Annotated in this window: 15 protein-coding genes; 10 read left to right on the top strand and 5 right to left on the bottom strand. The window is 41.8% G+C overall.

Features of this window, described 5'->3' with window-relative positions; translation table 11 throughout:
• Nucleotides 1–76 precede the first annotated feature (76 nt).
• From ABD772_RS12240 to ABD772_RS12225, 4 genes are all read left to right on the top strand, one after another.
• Nucleotides 77–457, top strand: coding sequence for an START-like domain-containing protein (locus ABD772_RS12240; RefSeq protein WP_345104685.1), 381 nt, complete (start codon nucleotides 77–79; stop codon nucleotides 455–457).
• 29 nt (nucleotides 458–486) lie between these two features.
• Complete coding sequence (locus tag ABD772_RS12235) at nucleotides 487–1,926, top strand: LptF/LptG family permease (RefSeq protein WP_345104682.1); 1,440 nt, start codon at nucleotides 487–489, stop codon at nucleotides 1,924–1,926.
• Between the two features lie 14 nt (nucleotides 1,927–1,940).
• A complete protein-coding gene (locus ABD772_RS12230) occupies nucleotides 1,941–3,608 on the top strand; it encodes an ArnT family glycosyltransferase (RefSeq protein WP_345104679.1) in 1,668 nt (555 codons plus the stop codon).
• A gap of 90 nt (nucleotides 3,609–3,698) precedes the next feature.
• Nucleotides 3,699–4,901 (top strand): bifunctional 3,4-dihydroxy-2-butanone-4-phosphate synthase/GTP cyclohydrolase II, encoded by a 1,203-nt coding sequence (locus ABD772_RS12225; RefSeq protein ID WP_345104675.1) that lies wholly within the window; start codon nucleotides 3,699–3,701, stop codon nucleotides 4,899–4,901.
• On the opposite strand, the gene ABD772_RS12220 is transcribed toward ABD772_RS12225, so the two are convergent.
• Nucleotides 4,898–9,370, bottom strand: coding sequence for a translocation/assembly module TamB domain-containing protein (locus tag ABD772_RS12220; protein ID WP_345104672.1), 4,473 nt, complete (start codon nucleotides 9,368–9,370; stop codon nucleotides 4,898–4,900). The genes ABD772_RS12225 and ABD772_RS12220 overlap by 4 nt on opposite strands.
• A gap of 244 nt (nucleotides 9,371–9,614) precedes the next feature.
• On the opposite strand from ABD772_RS12220, the gene tsaD reads away from it, so the two are divergent.
• Entirely contained in the window at nucleotides 9,615–10,616 is a 1,002-nt protein-coding gene (tsaD, locus tag ABD772_RS12215; protein WP_345104669.1) for a tRNA (adenosine(37)-N6)-threonylcarbamoyltransferase complex transferase subunit TsaD, read from the top strand.
• 97 nt (nucleotides 10,617–10,713) lie between these two features.
• The gene (locus ABD772_RS12210; protein WP_345104666.1) at nucleotides 10,714–10,917 is read left to right on the top strand and encodes a hypothetical protein; all 204 of its coding nucleotides are present in this window, start codon (nucleotides 10,714–10,716) and stop codon (nucleotides 10,915–10,917) included.
• On the opposite strand, the gene ABD772_RS12205 is transcribed toward ABD772_RS12210, so the two are convergent.
• Nucleotides 10,895–11,521, bottom strand: a complete 627-nt coding sequence (locus tag ABD772_RS12205; protein WP_345104663.1) for a polysaccharide deacetylase family protein — start codon at nucleotides 11,519–11,521, stop codon at nucleotides 10,895–10,897. The two genes, ABD772_RS12210 and ABD772_RS12205, sit on opposite strands and share 23 nt — an antisense overlap.
• Nucleotides 11,522–11,625: 104 nt before the next feature.
• Here ABD772_RS12205 and ABD772_RS12200 point away from each other — a divergent pair, with 104 nt between their 5' ends.
• From ABD772_RS12200 to ABD772_RS12185, 4 genes are all read left to right on the top strand, one after another.
• Entirely contained in the window at nucleotides 11,626–13,062 is a 1,437-nt protein-coding gene (locus ABD772_RS12200) for a TolC family protein (protein WP_345104660.1), read from the top strand.
• A 20-nt stretch (nucleotides 13,063–13,082) separates the two neighbouring features.
• Entirely contained in the window at nucleotides 13,083–14,417 is a 1,335-nt protein-coding gene (locus ABD772_RS12195; RefSeq protein WP_345104657.1) for an efflux RND transporter periplasmic adaptor subunit, read from the top strand.
• Between the two features lie 54 nt (nucleotides 14,418–14,471).
• The gene (locus tag ABD772_RS12190) at nucleotides 14,472–15,479 is read left to right on the top strand and encodes an NAD(P)H-dependent glycerol-3-phosphate dehydrogenase (protein ID WP_345104654.1); all 1,008 of its coding nucleotides are present in this window, start codon (nucleotides 14,472–14,474) and stop codon (nucleotides 15,477–15,479) included.
• A gap of 275 nt (nucleotides 15,480–15,754) precedes the next feature.
• Entirely contained in the window at nucleotides 15,755–16,261 is a 507-nt protein-coding gene (locus ABD772_RS12185) for a hypothetical protein (RefSeq protein WP_345104652.1), read from the top strand.
• A 323-nt stretch (nucleotides 16,262–16,584) separates the two neighbouring features.
• On the opposite strand, the gene ABD772_RS12180 is transcribed toward ABD772_RS12185, so the two are convergent.
• The 3 genes from ABD772_RS12180 to ABD772_RS12170 form a co-directional block, all read right to left on the bottom strand.
• Entirely contained in the window at nucleotides 16,585–18,435 is a 1,851-nt protein-coding gene (locus ABD772_RS12180) for a DEAD/DEAH box helicase (RefSeq protein WP_345104649.1), read from the bottom strand.
• Nucleotides 18,436–18,615: 180 nt separating this feature from the next.
• Nucleotides 18,616–19,134, bottom strand: a complete 519-nt coding sequence (gene lspA, locus ABD772_RS12175; protein WP_345104646.1) for a signal peptidase II — start codon at nucleotides 19,132–19,134, stop codon at nucleotides 18,616–18,618.
• A 4-nt stretch (nucleotides 19,135–19,138) separates the two neighbouring features.
• On the bottom strand, nucleotides 19,139–19,606 hold the full coding sequence (locus ABD772_RS12170) for a DUF4293 domain-containing protein (RefSeq protein WP_345104643.1): 468 nt from the start codon (nucleotides 19,604–19,606) through the stop codon (nucleotides 19,139–19,141).
• Between the last annotated feature and the right edge of the window lie 81 nt (nucleotides 19,607–19,687).

The raw sequence follows: 19,687 nt of genomic DNA, 5'->3' as shown, positions 1-19,687 counted from the left end.
GTTTGCAAATATAGGATTAATTCGTTTCCTTTAGAAAAAATGTTAACATTGTGGCTTAAGCCTGAATTATAACCCCATGTCCGAGAAAAAGAAGTTTACTATTGAGTATGAAATAAAATCGTCGCCTCGCATATTATACACGTTTTTAAATGAACCTAACGGGTTGTCGCAGTGGTTTGCTGATGACGTAAGTATTCGCGATCAGATTTACACCTTTACCTGGGACGACGAGCAGCAAAAAGCCAAATTGATTGCCGCAAAAGAAAATAAACTGGTTAGATTTAAATGGGTTGACGACGAGCCGCAGTGTTATTTTGAAATGGAAATTCTGCAGGATGAACTTACCAATGACGTGGCCCTGGGCATTACCGACTTTGCAACTGAAGACGCCGTTGGCGAGCGCAGACTGATCTGGGACAATCAAATCCAATACCTTATTAGCGTGCTTGGCGCATAAAGCGTCGATTTTTTCGTTAATTTTGTATTGTGAAGAAACTGCACCTTTTATTGCTTAAATCATTTATCAGGCCATTCATCGTCACCTTTTTGATCGTGATGTTTGTGTTGTTAATGCTGTTTCTCTGGAAATATATTGACGACCTGATAGGCAAAGGTTTTGAGTGGTACGTTATTGCCGAACTGATGTTATATGCGTCGGCCACCAACGTGGCTATGGCGCTACCTTTGTCGGTGCTTCTTTCATCCATCATGACTTACGGCAGCCTTGGCGAAAATTATGAGCTGGTGGCTATTAAGTCGGCAGGTATTTCATTAACCCGGGCCGTAGCGCCTATGCTTTTGGTGGTAATTACCTTAAGTATTGCAGCATTTTTCTTTTCTGACAATATGCTACCGCGCGCTTATCTTAAATATTACTCATTGCTGTACGATGCGCGTCAGCAAAAGTCGGCCAACTTTTTACCTGAGGGCGTATTCAGCAACAGTTTTCCGGATTATACCATCCGGGTAGATAAAAAGGATAAGGATGGGCAAACCCTGCATGGCATTACTCTTTATGCCAAAGCCATTGCCAATAACCCGTCTTATGTAATGAAAGCTAAATCAGGCCGAATGTATCGCTCAAACGATAACCGTTACCTGATCATTGAGCTTGAAGATGGTGTACGTTATTCTGAAACACCCAGCACCGGATCAAACTTTAACCCTAATCCTCGCCAGATATTTACCCGTTTCCGCTTTAAATCGGCCCAAAATAAACTTGATCTGAAAGGGTTAGCGTTTACCCGTACCGACGAGAAGGAGTTTAGTGGAGCTTTCCCCATGATGGACAGACGGCAACTGAAAGATTACATGGCGCACACCGACAAATCGATAGATAGTGCCGGCCGTGCTAACCTGCCATTAGTTGCAGCCTATATTAAATATTTTTCTCTTCCTTTAAAATCTGATAACTTTAAAACCTATCAAAAATATCAACTTGGAGTAATGGCCTATGGCGATAATGTAGCCAAGTCAAATTATATCACTATAGCTTTAGGCGAGGCTCGTTCCATTCATGATCTGTTAAAGGTTCGCGGCGACCGCATGAATGAACTAGTTAAAAACTTTAGAAGTGCATTTGCACAGTACCAGGTTAAGTTTACATTGTCGGTGTCTTGTATCGCATTGTTTTTAATTGGCGCGCCAATGGGCGCTATCATTCGCAAGGGTGGGTTGGGTTTACCGGTGGTTATTTCGGTAATTTTTTTCCTGATCTTCTATATTGTCAAAACTATAGGCGAAAAAGCCGCGCACGAAGGTAGTATGTCGGGCTTATTCGGCGCCTGGATATCAATTATCGTAATAACACCGGTTGGCCTTTTTCTTTCCTATAAGGCTGCTACCGATTCGGCACTGTTTGACATGGAAATCTATAGAAGGTTCTTTGAAAACATAGCCAATAAGTTTAAAAAAAGTAAAGCTTAATTGCACCAAAGCACATGCTCGCTAATCACATAAAAAAACCGTTTTTGGTTAATAAATTTATGTGGTTGCTGGGTTGTATTTTGGTTGTAAACATTGTTCAGGCCTGCTCCTCAGCATTGCTGAATGATGAACCTTATTATTGGATTTATGCCAAATATCTAAGCTGGGGGTATTTTGATCATCCGCCGATGATTGCATTTTTGATCAAGCTTGGTAGTACAATTGTCGGTGGCGAGATTGGTGTCAGATTATTCCCGCTGTTACTGGGCAGCGGCACTTTCTACCTGATCTGTAAAATTATAGCCGGCGAAGCCGAAATAAATTTTAAGTTGCTGGCACTGCTCTTGTTTTCGTCGTTATTTCTTAATCTGTATTCTTTCCTGGCTATTCCCGATACGCCCTTGCTTTTCTTCGGGACATTATTTCTCTATTTGTATCGCAGATATTTAGACCGGGATAATATAGCTAATGCTGCCTTGTTGGGTTTGATTACGGCTTTACTGTTATACGCCAAATATCATGGTATATTAATAGTATTATTCACGGTGATGTCAAACCCGCAATTGCTACGCAGGCGTTCGTTTTATTTAATAGCGATAATTGCATTGGTGTTGTACGCACCGCATATTTACTGGGAGATGCAGCATGATTACCCCACTATCAGGTTTCAATTTGCAGGGCGGACGGAAGCATTAGGCATTCAGCACACCTTGAGTTACCTGGGCGAGCAGGCGGCAGTTACCGGTCCGGTGATTTTGTTGCTGTTCAGTATTTTATACCGGCCTAAAAACCAGTTTCAAAAAACTTTGAAGTATAATGTGATCGGGGTTTTTATTTTTTTCCTGATATCATCTGTTAAGGCAATGGTAAATGTGCACTGGACAGCTATTGCCTGGCCGCCAATGTTATGTTTGAGTTACTTGTATATAGACAAGCTTACAACTGTTACCAAATTGGTTTACGGTCTACTGGTCATTAACCTGGTAGCGGTAATTGTACTCAGACTTAACCTGAGTTTGGATTGGTTCCGAATACCTAATTTTAATGATAAAAACCCGAAGATGATGGCCTCGATATTAAAGGGGGAAGCTAATGGCCGCCCCCTGGTTTTTGACAATACTTATAACGAGCCGTCATATTATGCCTTTTATACCGGTCAGGAGTGCTTTGCTGTAAACGATATATGGTATAAAAAGACGCAGTATAATTATCTGCCCGGCTTAGAACAGAAATTTCAAGATAAGACAGTAGCTTATGTTTCAGACGGTGCGGTAGATAAAACCAGCCGTCCGATCGTAATTCCCAGGGAAAAAAAATATTACCTGACGTTTATCAACCATTTTACTTCATTTACCGGCGTGAATGTGCGCATATTAAATACGGTAAGCGATTTAAAGAGTAATGAAAAAGCCACGTTCCATGTGTCGATCGATGCTTCTCAACCTGAGATAGAGCGATTAAAATCAACAGAGGCCTTTCTAATATTAACATTCACAAATAACAAAACTCAAGTGCCTGCTTATTACACATATCCACTATTAGAGCCCATAAATGGCAAGCCTTTTAAATTAACTTTCAAAGCACCGCCGCCCGGCAGTTATCGATATCAGTTCTCTGTTGTAGCCAAACAGCATATCGGCGTCGGCTTTAATAGTAATATCTATCACTGTAAGGTTAATTAAACATTACAGTGTACAGACCGGAATATTTTTGTTATGAGTTAACTTTGTTGTTAAAAGGTACGTTATATTAATAAGCCACCAGGAAATAAAATGCTAAACACCATACCAGAAGCTATTGAAGCAATAAAAGCCGGCAAAATAATTATTGTGGTTGATGATGAGGATAGGGAAAATGAAGGCGACTTTTTAGTCGCGGCACGATATGCCACGCCCGGGGCTGTAAACTTCATGGTACGTCATGGCCGTGGTTTGGTTTGTGCTCCCATTACTCAACAACGCGCATCTGAGCTGGAACTGGAGCCAATGGTAAGTAACAATACTACCTCTTACGAAACCAATTTTACCGTTTCAATTGATTTACTGGAAGGATGTACTACCGGGATATCTGCTACCGACCGTTCAAAGACTATACTGGCACTTATTGATCCGGCCACCAAGCCTGAGGATTTGGGCCGTCCGGGACATATCTTTCCGCTGATAGCCAAAAATGGCGGCGTATTGCGTAGGGCAGGACATACCGAAGCTACAGTTGACTTGGCTGTATTAGCTGGATTGGAGCCCGCAGGTGTGATTTGCGAGATCATGACCGAAAATGGCGATATGGCTCGTTTACCTGACCTTTTACAGATGGCCAGGGATTTTGATTTAAAAATTGTATCAATAAAAGATTTGATAGCCTATCGTTTGGATACCGAGACACTAGTAAAAAAAGAAGTATCTGTTAAACTGCCAACAGAGTGGGGCGATTTTGAAATGACAGCTTATACCCAACTCAATACTGGCGAAAACCACATTGCACTGGTAAAAGGAACCTGGGAGCCGGGCGAGCCTATATTGGTACGCGTACACAGCTCATGCGTCACCGGTGACATTTTTGGCTCATGCCGTTGCGATTGCGGCCCTCAGTTACATAGGGCTATGGAGATGATTGAGAAAGAAGGTAAGGGCGTAATTGTGTATATGAACCAGGAAGGTAGAGGCATTGGGCTGGTAAACAAGCTGAAAGCTTATAACCTGCAGGAAAACGGCTTTGATACGGTAGAGGCTAATTTGAAATTAGGTTTTAAAATGGATCAGCGCGATTATGGTATTGGTGCTCAGATATTGCGTAATCTGGGGGTTACCAAAATGCGGTTAATGAGTAATAATCCTAAAAAACGTGCGGGTTTAATTGGCTATGGGCTTGAAGTGGTCGAGAATATTCCAATTGAAATTGCAGCTAATCCGCATAACGAGGCGTACCTGAAAACCAAGCGCGACAAGATGGATCATACCATTATGCGCAATCATTAATATTCTTCTTCTTCATCCTTCTTTGCCGGCTGCACTGTAGTAGGCGGAGGCGGAGTATTGCCATTTGATAACGGCGTGGTTATCGGTGTTGCCATTGGTGCTACCTGATTATTGGGAAGTGCGCGGCGACGTGTGAAAATATATCGTAAAAACTCGCCGAAGGTGTCAAAATCGCGCTGGTAAACCAGGCCCAGGCCATTTACATACTGTATTGAGTTTTGATCAATGGCACCCAAAGTTGTATTCAAGGCGCGGTATGAATAGCGACCGCTCAGCGAACCATCTTTTTTAATCAGGTAAGATGCCTGAAAATCTTTGGTGAGGGCGTTGAAGTTTGAATTAAATAATGTGCTGTTAAGAGATAATGAACTACTGCCTGTAGTGTTAAACAAGCTTCCGTCAAGTATTATCCTTTCATGGGCCAGTTTTAATGATGCACTTACGTCGTTGAACGAGCGTATATTCAAATCCAGATTTTTCACCACATGAGATTGTGCTATCAGGTTATTTAGTTTATTAAACGCAAACTCTAAGGCTGCGCTTTTTGCGGTTCCTGCCACCTGGTCTGTAAGGTTGTTGGTACCTGCACCGGAAGCGAAACTTCTGGTAACAATAACGCTCAGCGCCTGCCGGTTGCGGTTGTTATTGTCGGCCAGGTAAGTGGCCAGTTCGTCCTTAATTGATGGGTCGGTAGGAAAGTTAAAGTCAAAATTGATGTCCGGCTGAATCAGTGAATTAGTGATCAGCAACTCAGCTTGTACCAATTCAGGGTTGGAGCCCTTCGGGCTTGGATAACCTGCGGCGTCATATAGGGGTTTAACCTCGGCCCGTACCTCATAAATAGCGCTAAGATTAATTTGAGCATTGCTTGGATTACCTGTCCAGCGAATGGTACCGCCCTGATTTACCGTAAAGTTTTTACTAATGAAATTCTTGGCTGTAAAATCAAACTTACCCGATGTAATGGTAAACTCGCCAAACATATCAAAATCGCCCAGGCTATTTATGCGCAAGCTCAGGTTTCTGGCTTGTCCGCTGCCTTGAAGCACACCATAGTCTGTCGTTATTTTTACAACGGTTTTCTCATCAACATTGAGGTTAAAATTTAGTGTAACCCCGTTAAAAGCTTTCGTTTTGTCAAACCTGGCCGTCGCTGTATCTTTATGGCTTACAAAGTTGATAAAGTCGTAATCGCTTGCCGTAGTCGATGTATTTAATGGGATATTAAATACAGTGCCCGCCTGGGTTGACGCATTGATATTAATATTCATATTATCAATTGGCCCAACAAAGCTAAAATCGCCGGTGGCATAAGCGGTACCAAAATACAGGTGATTATCTTTAAAGTTGGTGTTCAGCGCCAAAAGGTTGGTGGCGTGTAACGATATGTCGATTGTAGGGTCTGACAGATTATTAAGATCTACCTTACCATTAGCTATACCTGTGCCGCCTCTGCTATCTTTCAATATCATATTGTTGATATTGATGATGCTGTTTTTTACACTCAGCTTATTGCTAACCGTATATGGAGTTTTCAGATAGTTTACTGTAAGGCCGGTATTATCCAGTGTAATATTGCCGTTTAGCTCGGGCTTGGCCAGTGAGCCGGTAAGTTTAAGATCTGTCGATACAGTTCCTTTTAAATCAGATACCAGGTTTTTAATAAATGGCTCGAAAATGACAGCCTCCGTTTGGGTCATCTTTACATCAAAATCAAGTTTATCATCAGTGCCTTTACCCAGGTAGTAAGCCCCGGCAATGTTTAATGTTTCAAGTCCCTTGTTAAGGATATTGACTTTCATGTTGGCCCGGCTTCTTTTATTGTCAAGGCTTGATACCACCTTTATATTACCGACCTCCGTATTATTCATTTTGAATGAATCTATAGCCAATTGTGCGTCAACACCCGGCGATTTCAGGATAGAACTTAAAACTACATCGCCATTCATGGTGCCATTCATCTGGATATCGGCAGCTTTAGTCAATTCGTTGAGCGTCGACATTCTGAATTTGTTGAACGATACCTTTAATTGATCTGCGGCGTTTTCAGAAATAAAACCATTGATGCGGGCCACCTGCTCACCGTTTGAAAGCTCAAAGCCTGAAATTTGTGTTTTTCCATCAAGCAACCTGATTCGTACCTGTTCCCTCAAGCGCCACTTTTGATGCTCTATAATAATATCCGATGGAAGCAATTTTAGTTTGGCTGTAGTATCGCGGCCAAACTCAACCAGGCCATAAAGGTCTAACTGGTTAGTCGCATCTTTATCGGCTAGCTTGACGTTAAATTTAAGGCTATCGTTATTAACAAAGTTGGTAATTCCAATATTCTTAATTAATAAGTCCTTACTCAGGTCGATTTGCCTTAAAGATACGTTCAAACTCAGGTTATTGTCGTTGGTGCTTTCGTCCAAAATAAAATCATGGAAAATGATTTTTTTATAATTGATGGTCTTAATATAGCCGTTGATGGTAGCCGTTTTTTCGACCGAATTAAATGTGCCGATAAAAGTACCCTGCTCGGGTATTTTTAAATCCGGAAGAAAAATAGCAGTTAACGGATCCAGGTTTTTGATTTTTAAATTCAGCTCAAAATTTTGCGGCTTAGGCGGCGTAATATCTAATTGTAAAGACGGAATGTACTTTTTGGCTATGGTCTTAAAGTACGATGGTAACGTAGCCAGGTCGTAACTGCCTTTAAGTGTGCCATCCAAAGCATCAGAGCGTAGCGTAATACTCCTTGAACTGCCTTTGCCGCTGGCCGAAAAATAAACCGAATCTAAAAGGTAATTATTGCGTGGGTCGACAATACGTATGGGCGATAGCATCACCCTGCCTTCCAGATTTTTCAGATTATTACCAGAAAATGTAGTATTAAGCTGTGCACTAATGGTAATTGTATCCCGCATCAATTTTAACTTATTCAGGTTAGCATCATGCAGGTTTGCTACAAACGAATAAACTGGTAAAGCAGGGTTAAGGTCGACGCGCCCATTACCATCAAACTTAATATTTTTATCGTTGATGGTTAGTTTGGCGTTTATCTTCTTACCCGCGTAGTTGCCGTTTACAGCGATGTTTTTATAGTTGTAACCTTTCAGGTCAAAATAAGCGATGTTGGCGCTAATATTGGCATTCAGGTTTTTAAGCTCGTTGCCGCTGCCATTAATATTTGCTTTAAATGAGGTACGGCCGAAGGTGTTGTCACCTAATAAACTCCCTAAATCAAAATTATAGGCGTCTAAAGTGCCGCTATAGGCAGGCATTCCTGCCCGGTTTGTTTTAAGTTTTATATTGGGGTCAAAACGGCCTAATCGGGTTTTAAAAATGCCTGCTACAGTAAAGTCGTTTTGCAAACCTTTAAAAGTGCCGGTAAAGTTTACGTTGCCAAAATTACTTACAACTTCAGGGATGGCAGCTTTTGGTTGGCCTGTAAAATGGGCATATAAAAAGTCGAGGTCTTTTTTGTTGGTAGCTATTTGTTCAAAGTTAAGGTCAAGATAGGTATGGTCCCAATGTGGCAGGCCCTTTATGCTGAAATTACCTTTCATAAAAGTTGCCTGTCCGGCTGTAACCGTTAAATCAGTAGCTTTTAAGTTATTTACAAGGCCTTGTATACGGCCGTTAACGCCAAGTTCGAAATTGATTTTTTCAAGTCCACTTGTAAAATAGGCGATATCTGTTGATGATATATGCGATTCGCGGAAATGGCCGTCCATATTAATCTTACCGGTAAAATCATTGAAATCAGCGAACGCATTAAAGCGCATATTCAAATAATTACGTAGCAATGAATGCGGCGTTTGGATAAACAAATGCCTGGCCAATATACGGTTGCTGTCAATAGTAGTTAACGCGGAATAATTTTTTAAATAAAAACCACCCTTTTCTTTCAGGGTAAGATGCTGCACATTGCCGGCGAAGGTGTGATGTATTAAATCGATATTGTTAACAGTAACACTCAGGTTATAAACGTCGAGGTCGTCAAAGTTTATACCGTTAACTACCTCATGCTTTTTCAGGTTTTTATATCGGAAATGAAAATTATTAATCACCGATTTTTCAAAAGTCATGATCCAGGGCTTGCCTGGAACGGTTTTGCTGGTATCTTTTGATTTTAGGCTATCAATAACAAACTGCATGTTGGTAATACCATTAGTTTGTTTTTTCAGGTAAACCGAGCCGTTGTCCAATTGTATCAGCTTAAAGTTAAGTTTATGTTGCTGGATACTATGGAATATGGAAAACCCGCTCAGCTCGACAGTTAACCTGGGCGTGCGCACCAGTGTGTCGCGCACTTTGTCTAAAACATAAAAATCTTCTAAAACTACTGAGGTAAAAGGTTTAATATAGAGGCTTTTAACATTAACTTCGGTGCCGAGCCTTTTGGAAAGGTAAGCAGTGGCTTTTTTGGCAGCCCAGGTTTGTACAGGTTTATACTGGAACACCAATACCAATACACTCGCCATTAACAGCAGGAACAGTACAATGCCAAGCGCTATTTTTATTACTTTTTTAATAACTTTGCGGTTTAATTATTGGATTATTGAATTACTGATTTATCGAATCGGACTTTGCACCTGTCGGCTAAACCAATAATTCTGCCAAATAGTTTTTTATAAATTAATTTATTGGGTGACATGACCATTGCCTGGTTTAATTACCAATTCAAATTCACTCATTCACTAAATCACTCATTCAATCATTATACAAGTGCCTGTAATTTTAGCCATCGAATCTTCATGTGATGATACCTCAGCATCAGTTTGTGTTGACGGAAAAGTATTAAGCAATGTTATTGCCAATCAATCCATCCACGAAGCTTATGGCGGCGTTGTCCCTGAGCTTGCCTCAAGGGTACATCAGCAAAACATTGTTCCGGCTGTGCAACAGGCCCTCGCGAGGGCAAAAGTAAGCAAAAATGCGGTTGATGCGGTAGCTTTTACACGCGGACCGGGACTTTTAGGTTCGTTGCTGGTAGGGGTATCATTTGCCAAGGCTTTTGCGCTGGCAAAAAATATTCCCCTTATTGAGGTTAACCACATGCAGGCGCACGTTTTAGCGCATTTTATTGGCGACAATAAGCCATCATTCCCCTTTCTGTGCCTTACCGTATCAGGCGGACATACCCAGATTGTTTTGGTAAAAGATTATTTTGATATGGAAGTTGTGGGCCAGACGTTAGATGATGCGGCCGGCGAGGCAATGGATAAAACCAGCAAAATATTGGGGCTGCCGTATCCCGGCGGGCCGCTCATTGACAAAAATGCACGCCTGGGTAATCCTGAGGCATACAAATTTCCTGAGCCACAAATACCAGGCTTTGATTTTAGTTTCAGCGGATTAAAAACATCGATACTTTATTTTATCCGAGACAACGTTGCACAAACCCCTGACTTTATTGCAGAAAATATCAACGATATCTGTGCCTCTGTTGAAAACAGGATCGTGACTATCCTGCTTAATAAACTAAAAAGGGCGGCTGCACACTACGGCATAAAGGACATTGCTTTGGCGGGTGGAGTTTCGGCTAATACAGGTTTAAGGTTAGGCACAAAAGCCATGTGCGACCAAAATGGCTGGAACTGTTTTATTCCTGAAATGCAATATTGTACAGACAACGCCGGTATGATTGCTATTGCCGGTTATCACAAATATTTAAAAGGGGAATTCGCGTCGCAAAGTGTGGTCCCGCTGGCGCGTATGCCGATGTAAGGCCAGGCCAATTCCAATAGAGAGAATAAATTTCAACAATGAAAAAAATAAATATAGTATTGACTTTTAATACTCCCTTTAGGGAACTGGAGGCCGTATGACAGGACCCTCACTTATTTTCTGGATAATTTTTGTAATCCCCCTGGTGGCATTTTTGATCTGGCTTATGCGTCAGGACAAACGCAAAGGATGGATAGGATTAGTGGTGCTGGCGGTTATTGTAGTTGGCGCGGTAGTTTATACTATTGTAAAAAACGATGGTAAACAAGATGCAAACGTTACTCAGCAGCCAGCGAACTAAAAGTATAGCCCTGTTTACTCCAATACTCCATTGCTTTAGGCAAAGCATACTGCAGGCGATCAAAAGCTTTTAGGCTGTCATGAAACAGCACAATATCGCCGCGCTGAGTGTGTTTAGTAACGTTTTTTAAACATTGCTCAGGTTTTACAGTAGTATCAAAATCCGCACTCAAAACGTTCCACATGATTACTTTCAAATCGGGTTTAGCCTTTTTTAATAAGGCGGCCTGCGATCTTTTAATGCGGCCGTGCGGCGGCCTGAAAAGCTTGCTGCCAATTATTTCATCGGCCAAAAGAAAGTTATCAAGGTAAGTCCAGTCGTCAGTATCCCAACCTTTTAAATGATTATACGTATGATTGCCTATGGCGTGACCTCCAGCCTTTACCTGTTCAAAAATGTCGGGGTGTTTGCGTATGTTATCGCCAATGCAAAAAAACGTAGCTTTAGCGTTATATTGCTTTAAAATATTTAACACAAAAGGTGTAACAATAGGTATAGGCCCATCGTCAAACGTCAGATAAATGCAGCGGTTGGCATTGCCTGTATCCCAGGTTAACAGGGGATACAGCTTTTTAAGAAGCCAGGGAGTTTTTACCAGGTACATTTACTTTTTTTAACTAATTGATGATAGATTTGAGGAATTGATAATCAGGATATCAAATCTAATACCTAATAGCTATATCTCAAACTGTTGCACTAATAAAGTTTATGATAAAACATATTTTCGGACGAATAAGTATTTTTTTAGGCCTGGTTCTTACATTGATATCATTAGATGTCAACGCCCAGGAAAAGATCACCTTACAAATGGCGGTCGACCGCACGTTAGCCAACAACCTTACCATAAAGCAGGCACAAATAAACGAATCATTAGGCCTGGCCGATTTAGAACAGGCAAAAAATAACCGGCTGCCAAGCTTAAATGCGGGCACTCAGGGTGGCTATAACTTTGGCCGCAGCCAGGTAGCCGGGGCTTTTACTTATACGTCATCAACCTCATTAAACGTCAACGGTAACGCACAATTGCAATTTACATTATACCAGGGCGGGCAATTACATAATCAAATCATTCAGAATAAATTATTGCTGGATGTTAGCAAAGGCCAGACATCAAAAATTAAAAATGACCTGATCTTAAATGTGGTGACCGATTACCTGCAGATACTTACTAACCAGGACCTGGTGGATGCAGCCAAACAACAAGTTGATATTGCTAATCAGAATTTAGAGAAATCAAATATCAGCTTTAAGGTGGGTAATCAAACCCTGGCCGATCTGTCGCAGGCTAAAGCCCAGGTATCCACAGCAACGCTAAATTTAACTACGGCCCAGAACCAGTTGGATCTTTCTATCCTGGTTTTGAAACAGTATATGGAGATGGATCCTAATACACCGATTATAGTGGAACGTCCGGATGTCAGCAAATTAACTGATATTAAAACCGTTTATGATGCAAACGAAGTAGTAAAGACGGCATTAACCGTTAATCCGGATGTGTTATTGGCCGAGCTACAACAGAAAACTTATCAGCAGGCGATTGATCTGGCCAAAGGTTATTATTACCCTACGGTAAGTCTATATGGGGGCTTAGCTTCCAGCTATTCAAATCGGCTTGATACAAAGCTGACGGGATATAGTACGGTCATTCAACAGATCGGTATTACCCAAATCACACAAGAAAAAGTGGTGTCATCCTATCAACAGGGTGTTTACGGCCCATATTCGGCGTTCGAGCAGATTCGGGATAATTTTAATCAAAATATTGGGCTGAGTATCCAGATCCCGATCTTTAACCGTTTTAACGCTCGTACTGCCGTACGCAAAGCGCGGCTTAATTATGAAAGCGCACAGTTAAACACGCAGATAGCCAAAAACAATTTGAGTAAAACCATCATACAGGCGGTTTTAGATCTGTCTGCAGCCGAAAAGCAATATCAATCCGCCCAACAAACTTACGATGCCAACAAAGCCGCGCTGAATGTTACCAAACAACGTTATGATGTTGGCCTGGTAAACTCGTTAGACTACAACACCGCGGTTACCAATTTTAATAAATCAGAAAATGACATGATCGAGGCCCGGTATGCTGTCATCTTCAGAAGCAAGATCATTGATTACTACCTGGGCAATACCATCACACTTTAAATACCAAATCAATCCATATCATGGGAAAGACTACTAAATATATATTAATTACAGTTGCCGCTTTAATTGTATTGCTGTTAATTGGCAAGGCAACGGGTATCATAGGTAAATCAACCAACATCCAGGTAGCTACCGAAAAAGCTGCCGAGCGCGATATTAACGAAACTGTATCAGCCAGCGGAAAGATAAAACCACATGTTGAGGTAAAGATCAGCCCCGAAGTATCGGGCGAGGTGGTTGAACTACCTGTCAAAGAAGGTGATGTAGTAAAAAAAGGCGAATTGATCTGTCGTATTCGTCCGGATATTTTAAAGTCTGGGTATGAGCGTGCTGTGGCATCATATAACTCACAAAAAGCCAGTGTAGGCAACTCGGCTCAAATGCTTAAACAAGCCGAGGCTACCTTTAACAACCAGGCATCTAACTATAAAAGAAGTAAGGAGTTGTTCGATAACAAAGTGTTAACCGCTGCCGAGTTTGACAATGCCAAAGCAAGCTATGAAGGTGCCAAAGCTGCCTTAGAAGCTGCCAAACAAAACGTAATTGGTTCAAAATATGGGCTGGCCCAATCATCTGCATCAGTAAAAGAAGCGCAGGATAATTTATACAAAACTACTATTTACTCACCGGTTGATGGGGTTATATCAAAACTGTCGATAGAAAAAGGTGAACGTGTTTTGGGTACTGCCCAGTTTGCCGGTACCGAGATCATGACTATATCAGACCTAAGCCAGATGGATGTAAATGTCGATGTTAACGAAAACGACATTAATCGTATTACCATTGGCGACTCATCAAAAATTGAAGTAGATGCTTTTTTAGGCAAGAAGTTTAAAGGCGTGGTGACCGAAATTGGCAGCTCGGCCAATGTAGTAGGTACCACGGCCGACCAGGTAACTAACTTCACTGTAAAGGTTAGAATAGACCCAAATTCGTATATGGATTTGTTGAAAAAGGGCAGCGGCAATCCGTCTCCATTCCGCCCCGGGTTAACTGCTACCGTTGACATCATGACCAATCATGATAAAGGTTTATCGGTACCCATCCAGGCGGTTACTACCCGCGATGAAAAGAAAACAGACAACGTTATAAAAAAAGACGATGCTAACAATAAAACTGCAAACAATGCCCCTGCAAAAGAATACGTATTTGTTTACAATGGGGGCAAAGTTAAACAGGTGCAGGTTACCACCGGCATACAAGATGATATGTACATCCGAATATTAAGTGGCCTTAAGGCTGGCGACGAGGTAGTATCAGCTCCATATCCTGCCATATCTAAAACGTTGAAAGACGGATCGCTGGTTGATAAGGTAGACAAGTCGAAGTTGTTTGATGCCAAGGATGGCAAATAACATTTTTAGTTAAATTTCTAACTTTGTTTGCCGGATAAGCCGGCCGTACTGTTAATGCAATATAAAAACAACAAAATACTAGTTGTTGGCGGGGGTAGCTGGGCTACGGCCAATATTAAAATGCTGACTGATAATATCATTGAAAAAGAAGTTTTTTGGTGGATGCGCAATGAACAAGCTGTTGAACACGTGCATAAATTTGGTCATAACCCCAACTACCTGAGTTCAGTTGAAATAAAGGTGCCTGCCCAAAACATCTCGACCGATCTGAAAGCATTAATAGCCAGGGCAGATGTCATCTTGTTAAACGTACCAGCCGCCTTTTTAAAAGAAGCCCTGATCAAAATAACTGCCGATGATTTTAAAGACAAAAAAGTAGTATCGGCCATAAAAGGTATTGTGCCTGATGAAAACCTGATCATTGGTGAATTCCTAAATAAAAAATATGAGATATCTTTCGATAATTTTGTGGTGATCAGCGGGCCTTGCCATGCTGAAGAAGTTGCATTGGAAAAGCTATCATACCTCACCATAGCCTCCGGCGACCCGGCACTAGCCACAGAGTTTGCGGGTATGCTCAATACCCGCTACATCAAAACTATTGTGTCTGACGATATTTACGGCACCGAATATGCCGCCGTACTCAAAAACATTTACGCTATTGCAGGCGGTATCTGCCATGGTGTGGGTTACGGCGATAACTTTCAGGCGGTATTGATATCGAATGCTATACGCGAGCTAATGCATTTTGTAGACGCCGTACACCCCATTACCCGCGATATCAAAGAATCTGCCTACCTGGGCGACTTATTGGTTACAGCCTATTCACAGTTTAGCCGTAACCGTACCTTTGGTAACATGATAGGCAAGGGTTATACTGTTACTTCGGCACAGTTGGAAATGAATATGGTTGCTGAAGGTTACTACGCCGTAAACTGCCTGCACGAGATCAATAAACAATACCAGGTAAGCATGCCTATAGTTGATGCCGTTTACGCTATTCTTTACGAAAAGCGTTCGCCCGTTATGGAAATGCGGAAATTAGCTGAACAGTTGAATTAAGCCTTTGTATCTATTTAAACGTTATGGTGTATCATGACACTGGTGACACATCCTGATAGAATTAACGCTTATTAAAATGATCTGGCAGAAGAGGCGTTAAAGCAACCGTTGTACTGGATCACATACGCGTCCGCGTGTTTGGTACGATGAATATATTTAGCTTTCAGGATAGTATTTGCTTCCATAGTTATAGGATTAAGCTCTTTATAAAGATAGACATCATTAATAAACTGGCAACAAAATTGCATGTAGTGTTCTTACTAATAGATACTATTATGAAAAACTCACTTAAATTATCGTTTTTGGCTGCAGCTATGTTTGCTGCGAGCCAAACCTTTGCACAAGAACATAAAACAGTCGATAAAAGAATAGGCCACGCAGCAAAAGACGTAGGCCATGCAACCGGCTCGGCTGCAAGGAATGTAGGTCATGCCACCGGCTCGGCAGCAAAAGATGTGGGCCATGCAACTGGCTCGGCTGCAAGGAATGTAGGTCATGCCACCGGGTCGGCTGCAAAAGATGTGGGCCATGCCACTGGCTCGGCTGCAAGGAATGTAGGTCATGCCACCGGCTCAGCTGCCAGAGACGTAGGTCATAAAACATCAGAGGTTGCCTCAAAAGGCGCGGCAGCTGTTAGCGATAACAGATACGAGGGACATTGGTCACGTACAGGCGATAATGTTTATATCGACGAGCATCACAAGTATTTTTATGTAGACAAAAAAGGTCATCGTCAATTTATTACTCAAGCGCAAATGCGTACTAAACGTATAGAAGACTAAATGGTTGTAAGGTATGTCACAACAGTGTGCTACACTATGAAAACATATGCGTTAATAGCCGTTCATGTACTCACTGCGATATTGCTGGCGGGTATGGCGTGATTTTTAAGATTGAAGTATAAAGATTGGATATCGTTTGCCGATAGGTTCCAATCTTTATTCTCCAATACCCATCTTTATCTCCAAACAAAAGCCCCTCCGATCAATCGAAGAGGCTCTGTTAACTAAAAACTAAACTAAAACTATTTTTTGAGTTTAAAAATTGGAGGTCGGTATTAAGATTGGCTATTTATTTAGCCAACCTTAATCTTCAAACTCTATCTTTAAAACCTGCGCTTGCGCTCCGGGCGATCTTCGCGGCGTTTGCCGGAAAAATCACGGAAGCCTGAGTTGCCGCTGTCTCTGCGATCACCTCCGCGGTTACCGCCTTCTCTGCGGTCGCCACCACGATAGCCGCCTTCACGACGGTCGCCGTCTCTGCGATCACTGCCACCACGGTAGCTACCTTCTCTGCGGTCCCCGCCGCTACGGCTGCTGCTGGTGCCTTCGCCAGATATCTCAATTCTAACCTCGCGGCCTTTAAATTGAACACCTTTAAAGTTGTCGATCACTATTTGTGTTTCAGCATGCGGAACTTCAAAGAATGAGTAAACACCCTTAACGTCGATCTTACCTATTACACGGCCGCTTATCTTGGCATTGTTGCAGATATAACCCAGCAAGTCGCCACGGTTAAACTCATCAACTGAACCTAAATTGATAAACAGGCGGGTGTATTCAGATTTGCCGCCAGACTCACGTCCTGAACGTTCTCCACGTTCACTTCGCTCATACCTGCTTTCTTCAACAGGAGCATTCAGATCAGGAGCATTTTTATAGTAATCTAAAAAGCGGTTAAACTCGATAGAAGCAAAACGCTTTATAAAGTCTTCTTTAGAAATATCCTTAAACTCTTCCATGATGCGTGGAATATATTGTTCGATCTGTTGCTCGTTCACTTCAACATCATGTATTTTATGAACAATAGAAAACAATTGTTTCTCGCACACGTCAAAGCCTGTCGGGATTTCCGCTTTAACAAATTTCTTACCGATAACACGCTCAATCTGGCGGATCTTGCCTAATTCTTTTGCGTGAACAATAGCAATAGACACACCGGTTTTACCTGCACGGGCAGTACGTCCGCTTCGGTGGGTGTAATTCTCAACCTCATCTGGTAATGAGTAATTGATAACGTGTGTTACGTCGTTAACGTCAATACCACGTGCGGCTACGTCAGTTGCAATTAATAACTGCAGGCTACGGTCGCGGTAACGTTTCATTACCTTATCGCGTTGTTGCTGCGAAAGGTCGCCATGTAATGAATCGGCATTATAGCCGTCTTTCATTAAAGCTTCAGCAATATCCTGGGTTTCAATTTTGGTACGGCAAAATACAATACCGAAAATATCAGGGTTAAAGTCAACAATACGTTTAAAAGCGGCATACTTTTCACGGGCACGTACTACATAGTACTCGTGCTCGATATTGGCATTGCCTGTGTTTTTGGTGCCCATGGTAAGCTCAAACGGCTCATTCATGTACTTTTTAGCTATACGGCGTACTTCGGCCGGCATAGTTGCAGAAAACAGCCATGTTTTCTTGGTGTCCGGGGTAGTGGACAAGATACTGTCAATATCTTCCTGAAAGCCCATATTGAGCATTTCATCAGCTTCATCCAGCACTACAAATTTAACCTGACTAAAATCAATAGCCTTACGGTTAATGATGTCAAGCATACGGCCAGGAGTGGCTACAACAATTTGTACACCACGACGTATCTGGCGCAATTGGTCAGAGATACTTGCTCCGCCATAAACGGCAACAACGTTAACGTTGTGCATTTTTTTGGAGTAGTTCTTAATGTCGTTTGTGATTTGCAAGCAAAGCTCGCGCGTTGGACACAAAACAAGTGCCTGTGGATGATTCTCTTCGAAATCCAACAGTTCTAATAACGGCAGGCCAAAGGCAGCAGTTTTACCGGTCCCGGTTTGGGCTAATCCGACAAAATCGTTGCTGCCTGTTAACAATACCGGAATTGACTGTTCCTGGATTGGCGTAGGGTTTTCAAACCCTAATTCAGAGATGGCATTAACAATATCATGACGGATTCCCAGATTTAAAAATGGGTTCATGATTTAAAATAACGTATTCGGCTACATCGCCAAATCGGGCGCAAAGGTACGGGTTATTATTCGCAATTCAAACAGCTGCATCAAAGCCTTTTACATCGGCGTGATAATTGTGTTCATTTGATAACTAATATTTAATAACGATTGCAGCAAATATCAGAGGGGCAAGGCAAAACCATTGGATTAATGGTCAGCTCTGTCCGGTCTCAACAAACCTTTACTGGTATTCAAATACACCAAAAACAACCCGATTACCCCGGCGGTAATACAAACATCAGCTACATTAAAAATGCCGGTGCGCAGGCTGCCAATGCCCATGTTCATGAAATCGGTAACATGGCGGTCGTAAATAATGCGGTCGATGATATTACCCAGTCCGCCGGCAATGATCATCGCGAAGCAAAATAACTTAAACATGCTAAAATCATTTAGCTGCCTCATTACATAAACAAATAACATAATAATAACGCCTAAGGGGAGAATGCTTAACAACCAAAAGCTAAAGGGCTGGGGCAGGCTGTCGCCAAAGCTTAAGGCCGCCCCGGTGTTTTCTACGTATTCCAGGATAAAGGTGTCGTGAAAATACGACTTGGGCTGGCTGTACATCAAATGTTCTTTAGCCAGTTGCTTGGTCCACCTGTCGGCACCGATAAATGCCACACAAATCAAACAGAATAAACATACTTTTAAACGGGTGCTCATACGCTTATCTTAACCTGTCGGCAGAACGTACCAGTTTCTCGTCTTTCTGTATTGATTTTTGTGCAATGACAATCAGCAGCAGGCTTAATGACACCAATATAATGCCAATACCATAATTGCTCATATTCAGGTAAGCCCCGTCGATAGCATTTTTAACCGTTTGCGATAGCCAGTAACTGTAAGCAATAATTACCAGCACGAGGCCATAACACATATTGATTTGCTTGCGACGATTTTTATAAAAGAAGATAACCGTTAAAGGCAGCAATGCTACAAAGGCCGTGGCAATAATAAGCGGAATAAATACTTCGGTATGGGTTGCCTGGCCATTTACATCTTTAAAAACGCCGGTAACTGTAATGGTTTCCGGCTGGCCATTTACATATACGCCGTGTACCAGCGGGAAAACAAATAACCCCGCTATTACCAGCCCGGCAAATAACAGATATAAAGTTTGTATACGTTGTATCATTATTAACAAATTAAAGAAGCAAATATAATTGTGCTTATTGATAAATTGTTATAACTGTTATAATATTAATAATATGCGAAT

It is taken from the genome of Mucilaginibacter panaciglaebae, assembly GCF_039539265.1.
Taxonomy (GTDB): Bacteria; Bacteroidota; Bacteroidia; order Sphingobacteriales; family Sphingobacteriaceae; genus Mucilaginibacter; species Mucilaginibacter panaciglaebae.
This window is presented reverse-complemented; position numbering and strand designations above follow the sequence as displayed.

Excerpts from the sequence above, each read along its gene's own strand:
- ABD772_RS12240 (WP_345104685.1), top strand. The coding sequence starts at position 77 with ATGTCCGAGAAAAAGAAGTTTACTATTGAGTATGAAATAAAATCGTCG.
- ABD772_RS12230 (WP_345104679.1), top strand. The coding sequence starts at position 1,941 with ATGCTCGCTAATCACATAAAAAAACCGTTTTTGGTTAATAAATTTATG.
- ABD772_RS12225 (WP_345104675.1), top strand. The coding sequence starts at position 3,699 with ATGCTAAACACCATACCAGAAGCTATTGAAGCAATAAAAGCCGGCAAA.
- ABD772_RS12220 (WP_345104672.1), bottom strand. The coding sequence starts at position 9,370 with ATGGCGAGTGTATTGGTATTGGTGTTCCAGTATAAACCTGTACAAACC.
- ABD772_RS12210 (WP_345104666.1), top strand. The coding sequence starts at position 10,714 with ATGACAGGACCCTCACTTATTTTCTGGATAATTTTTGTAATCCCCCTG.
- ABD772_RS12205 (WP_345104663.1), bottom strand. The coding sequence starts at position 11,521 with ATGTACCTGGTAAAAACTCCCTGGCTTCTTAAAAAGCTGTATCCCCTG.
- ABD772_RS12200 (WP_345104660.1), top strand. The coding sequence starts at position 11,626 with ATGATAAAACATATTTTCGGACGAATAAGTATTTTTTTAGGCCTGGTT.
- ABD772_RS12195 (WP_345104657.1), top strand. The coding sequence starts at position 13,083 with ATGGGAAAGACTACTAAATATATATTAATTACAGTTGCCGCTTTAATT.
- ABD772_RS12190 (WP_345104654.1), top strand. The coding sequence starts at position 14,472 with ATGCAATATAAAAACAACAAAATACTAGTTGTTGGCGGGGGTAGCTGG.
- ABD772_RS12185 (WP_345104652.1), top strand. The coding sequence starts at position 15,755 with ATGAAAAACTCACTTAAATTATCGTTTTTGGCTGCAGCTATGTTTGCT.
- ABD772_RS12180 (WP_345104649.1), bottom strand. The coding sequence starts at position 18,435 with ATGAACCCATTTTTAAATCTGGGAATCCGTCATGATATTGTTAATGCC.
- lspA (WP_345104646.1), bottom strand. The coding sequence starts at position 19,134 with ATGAGCACCCGTTTAAAAGTATGTTTATTCTGTTTGATTTGTGTGGCA.
- ABD772_RS12170 (WP_345104643.1), bottom strand. The coding sequence starts at position 19,606 with ATGATACAACGTATACAAACTTTATATCTGTTATTTGCCGGGCTGGTA.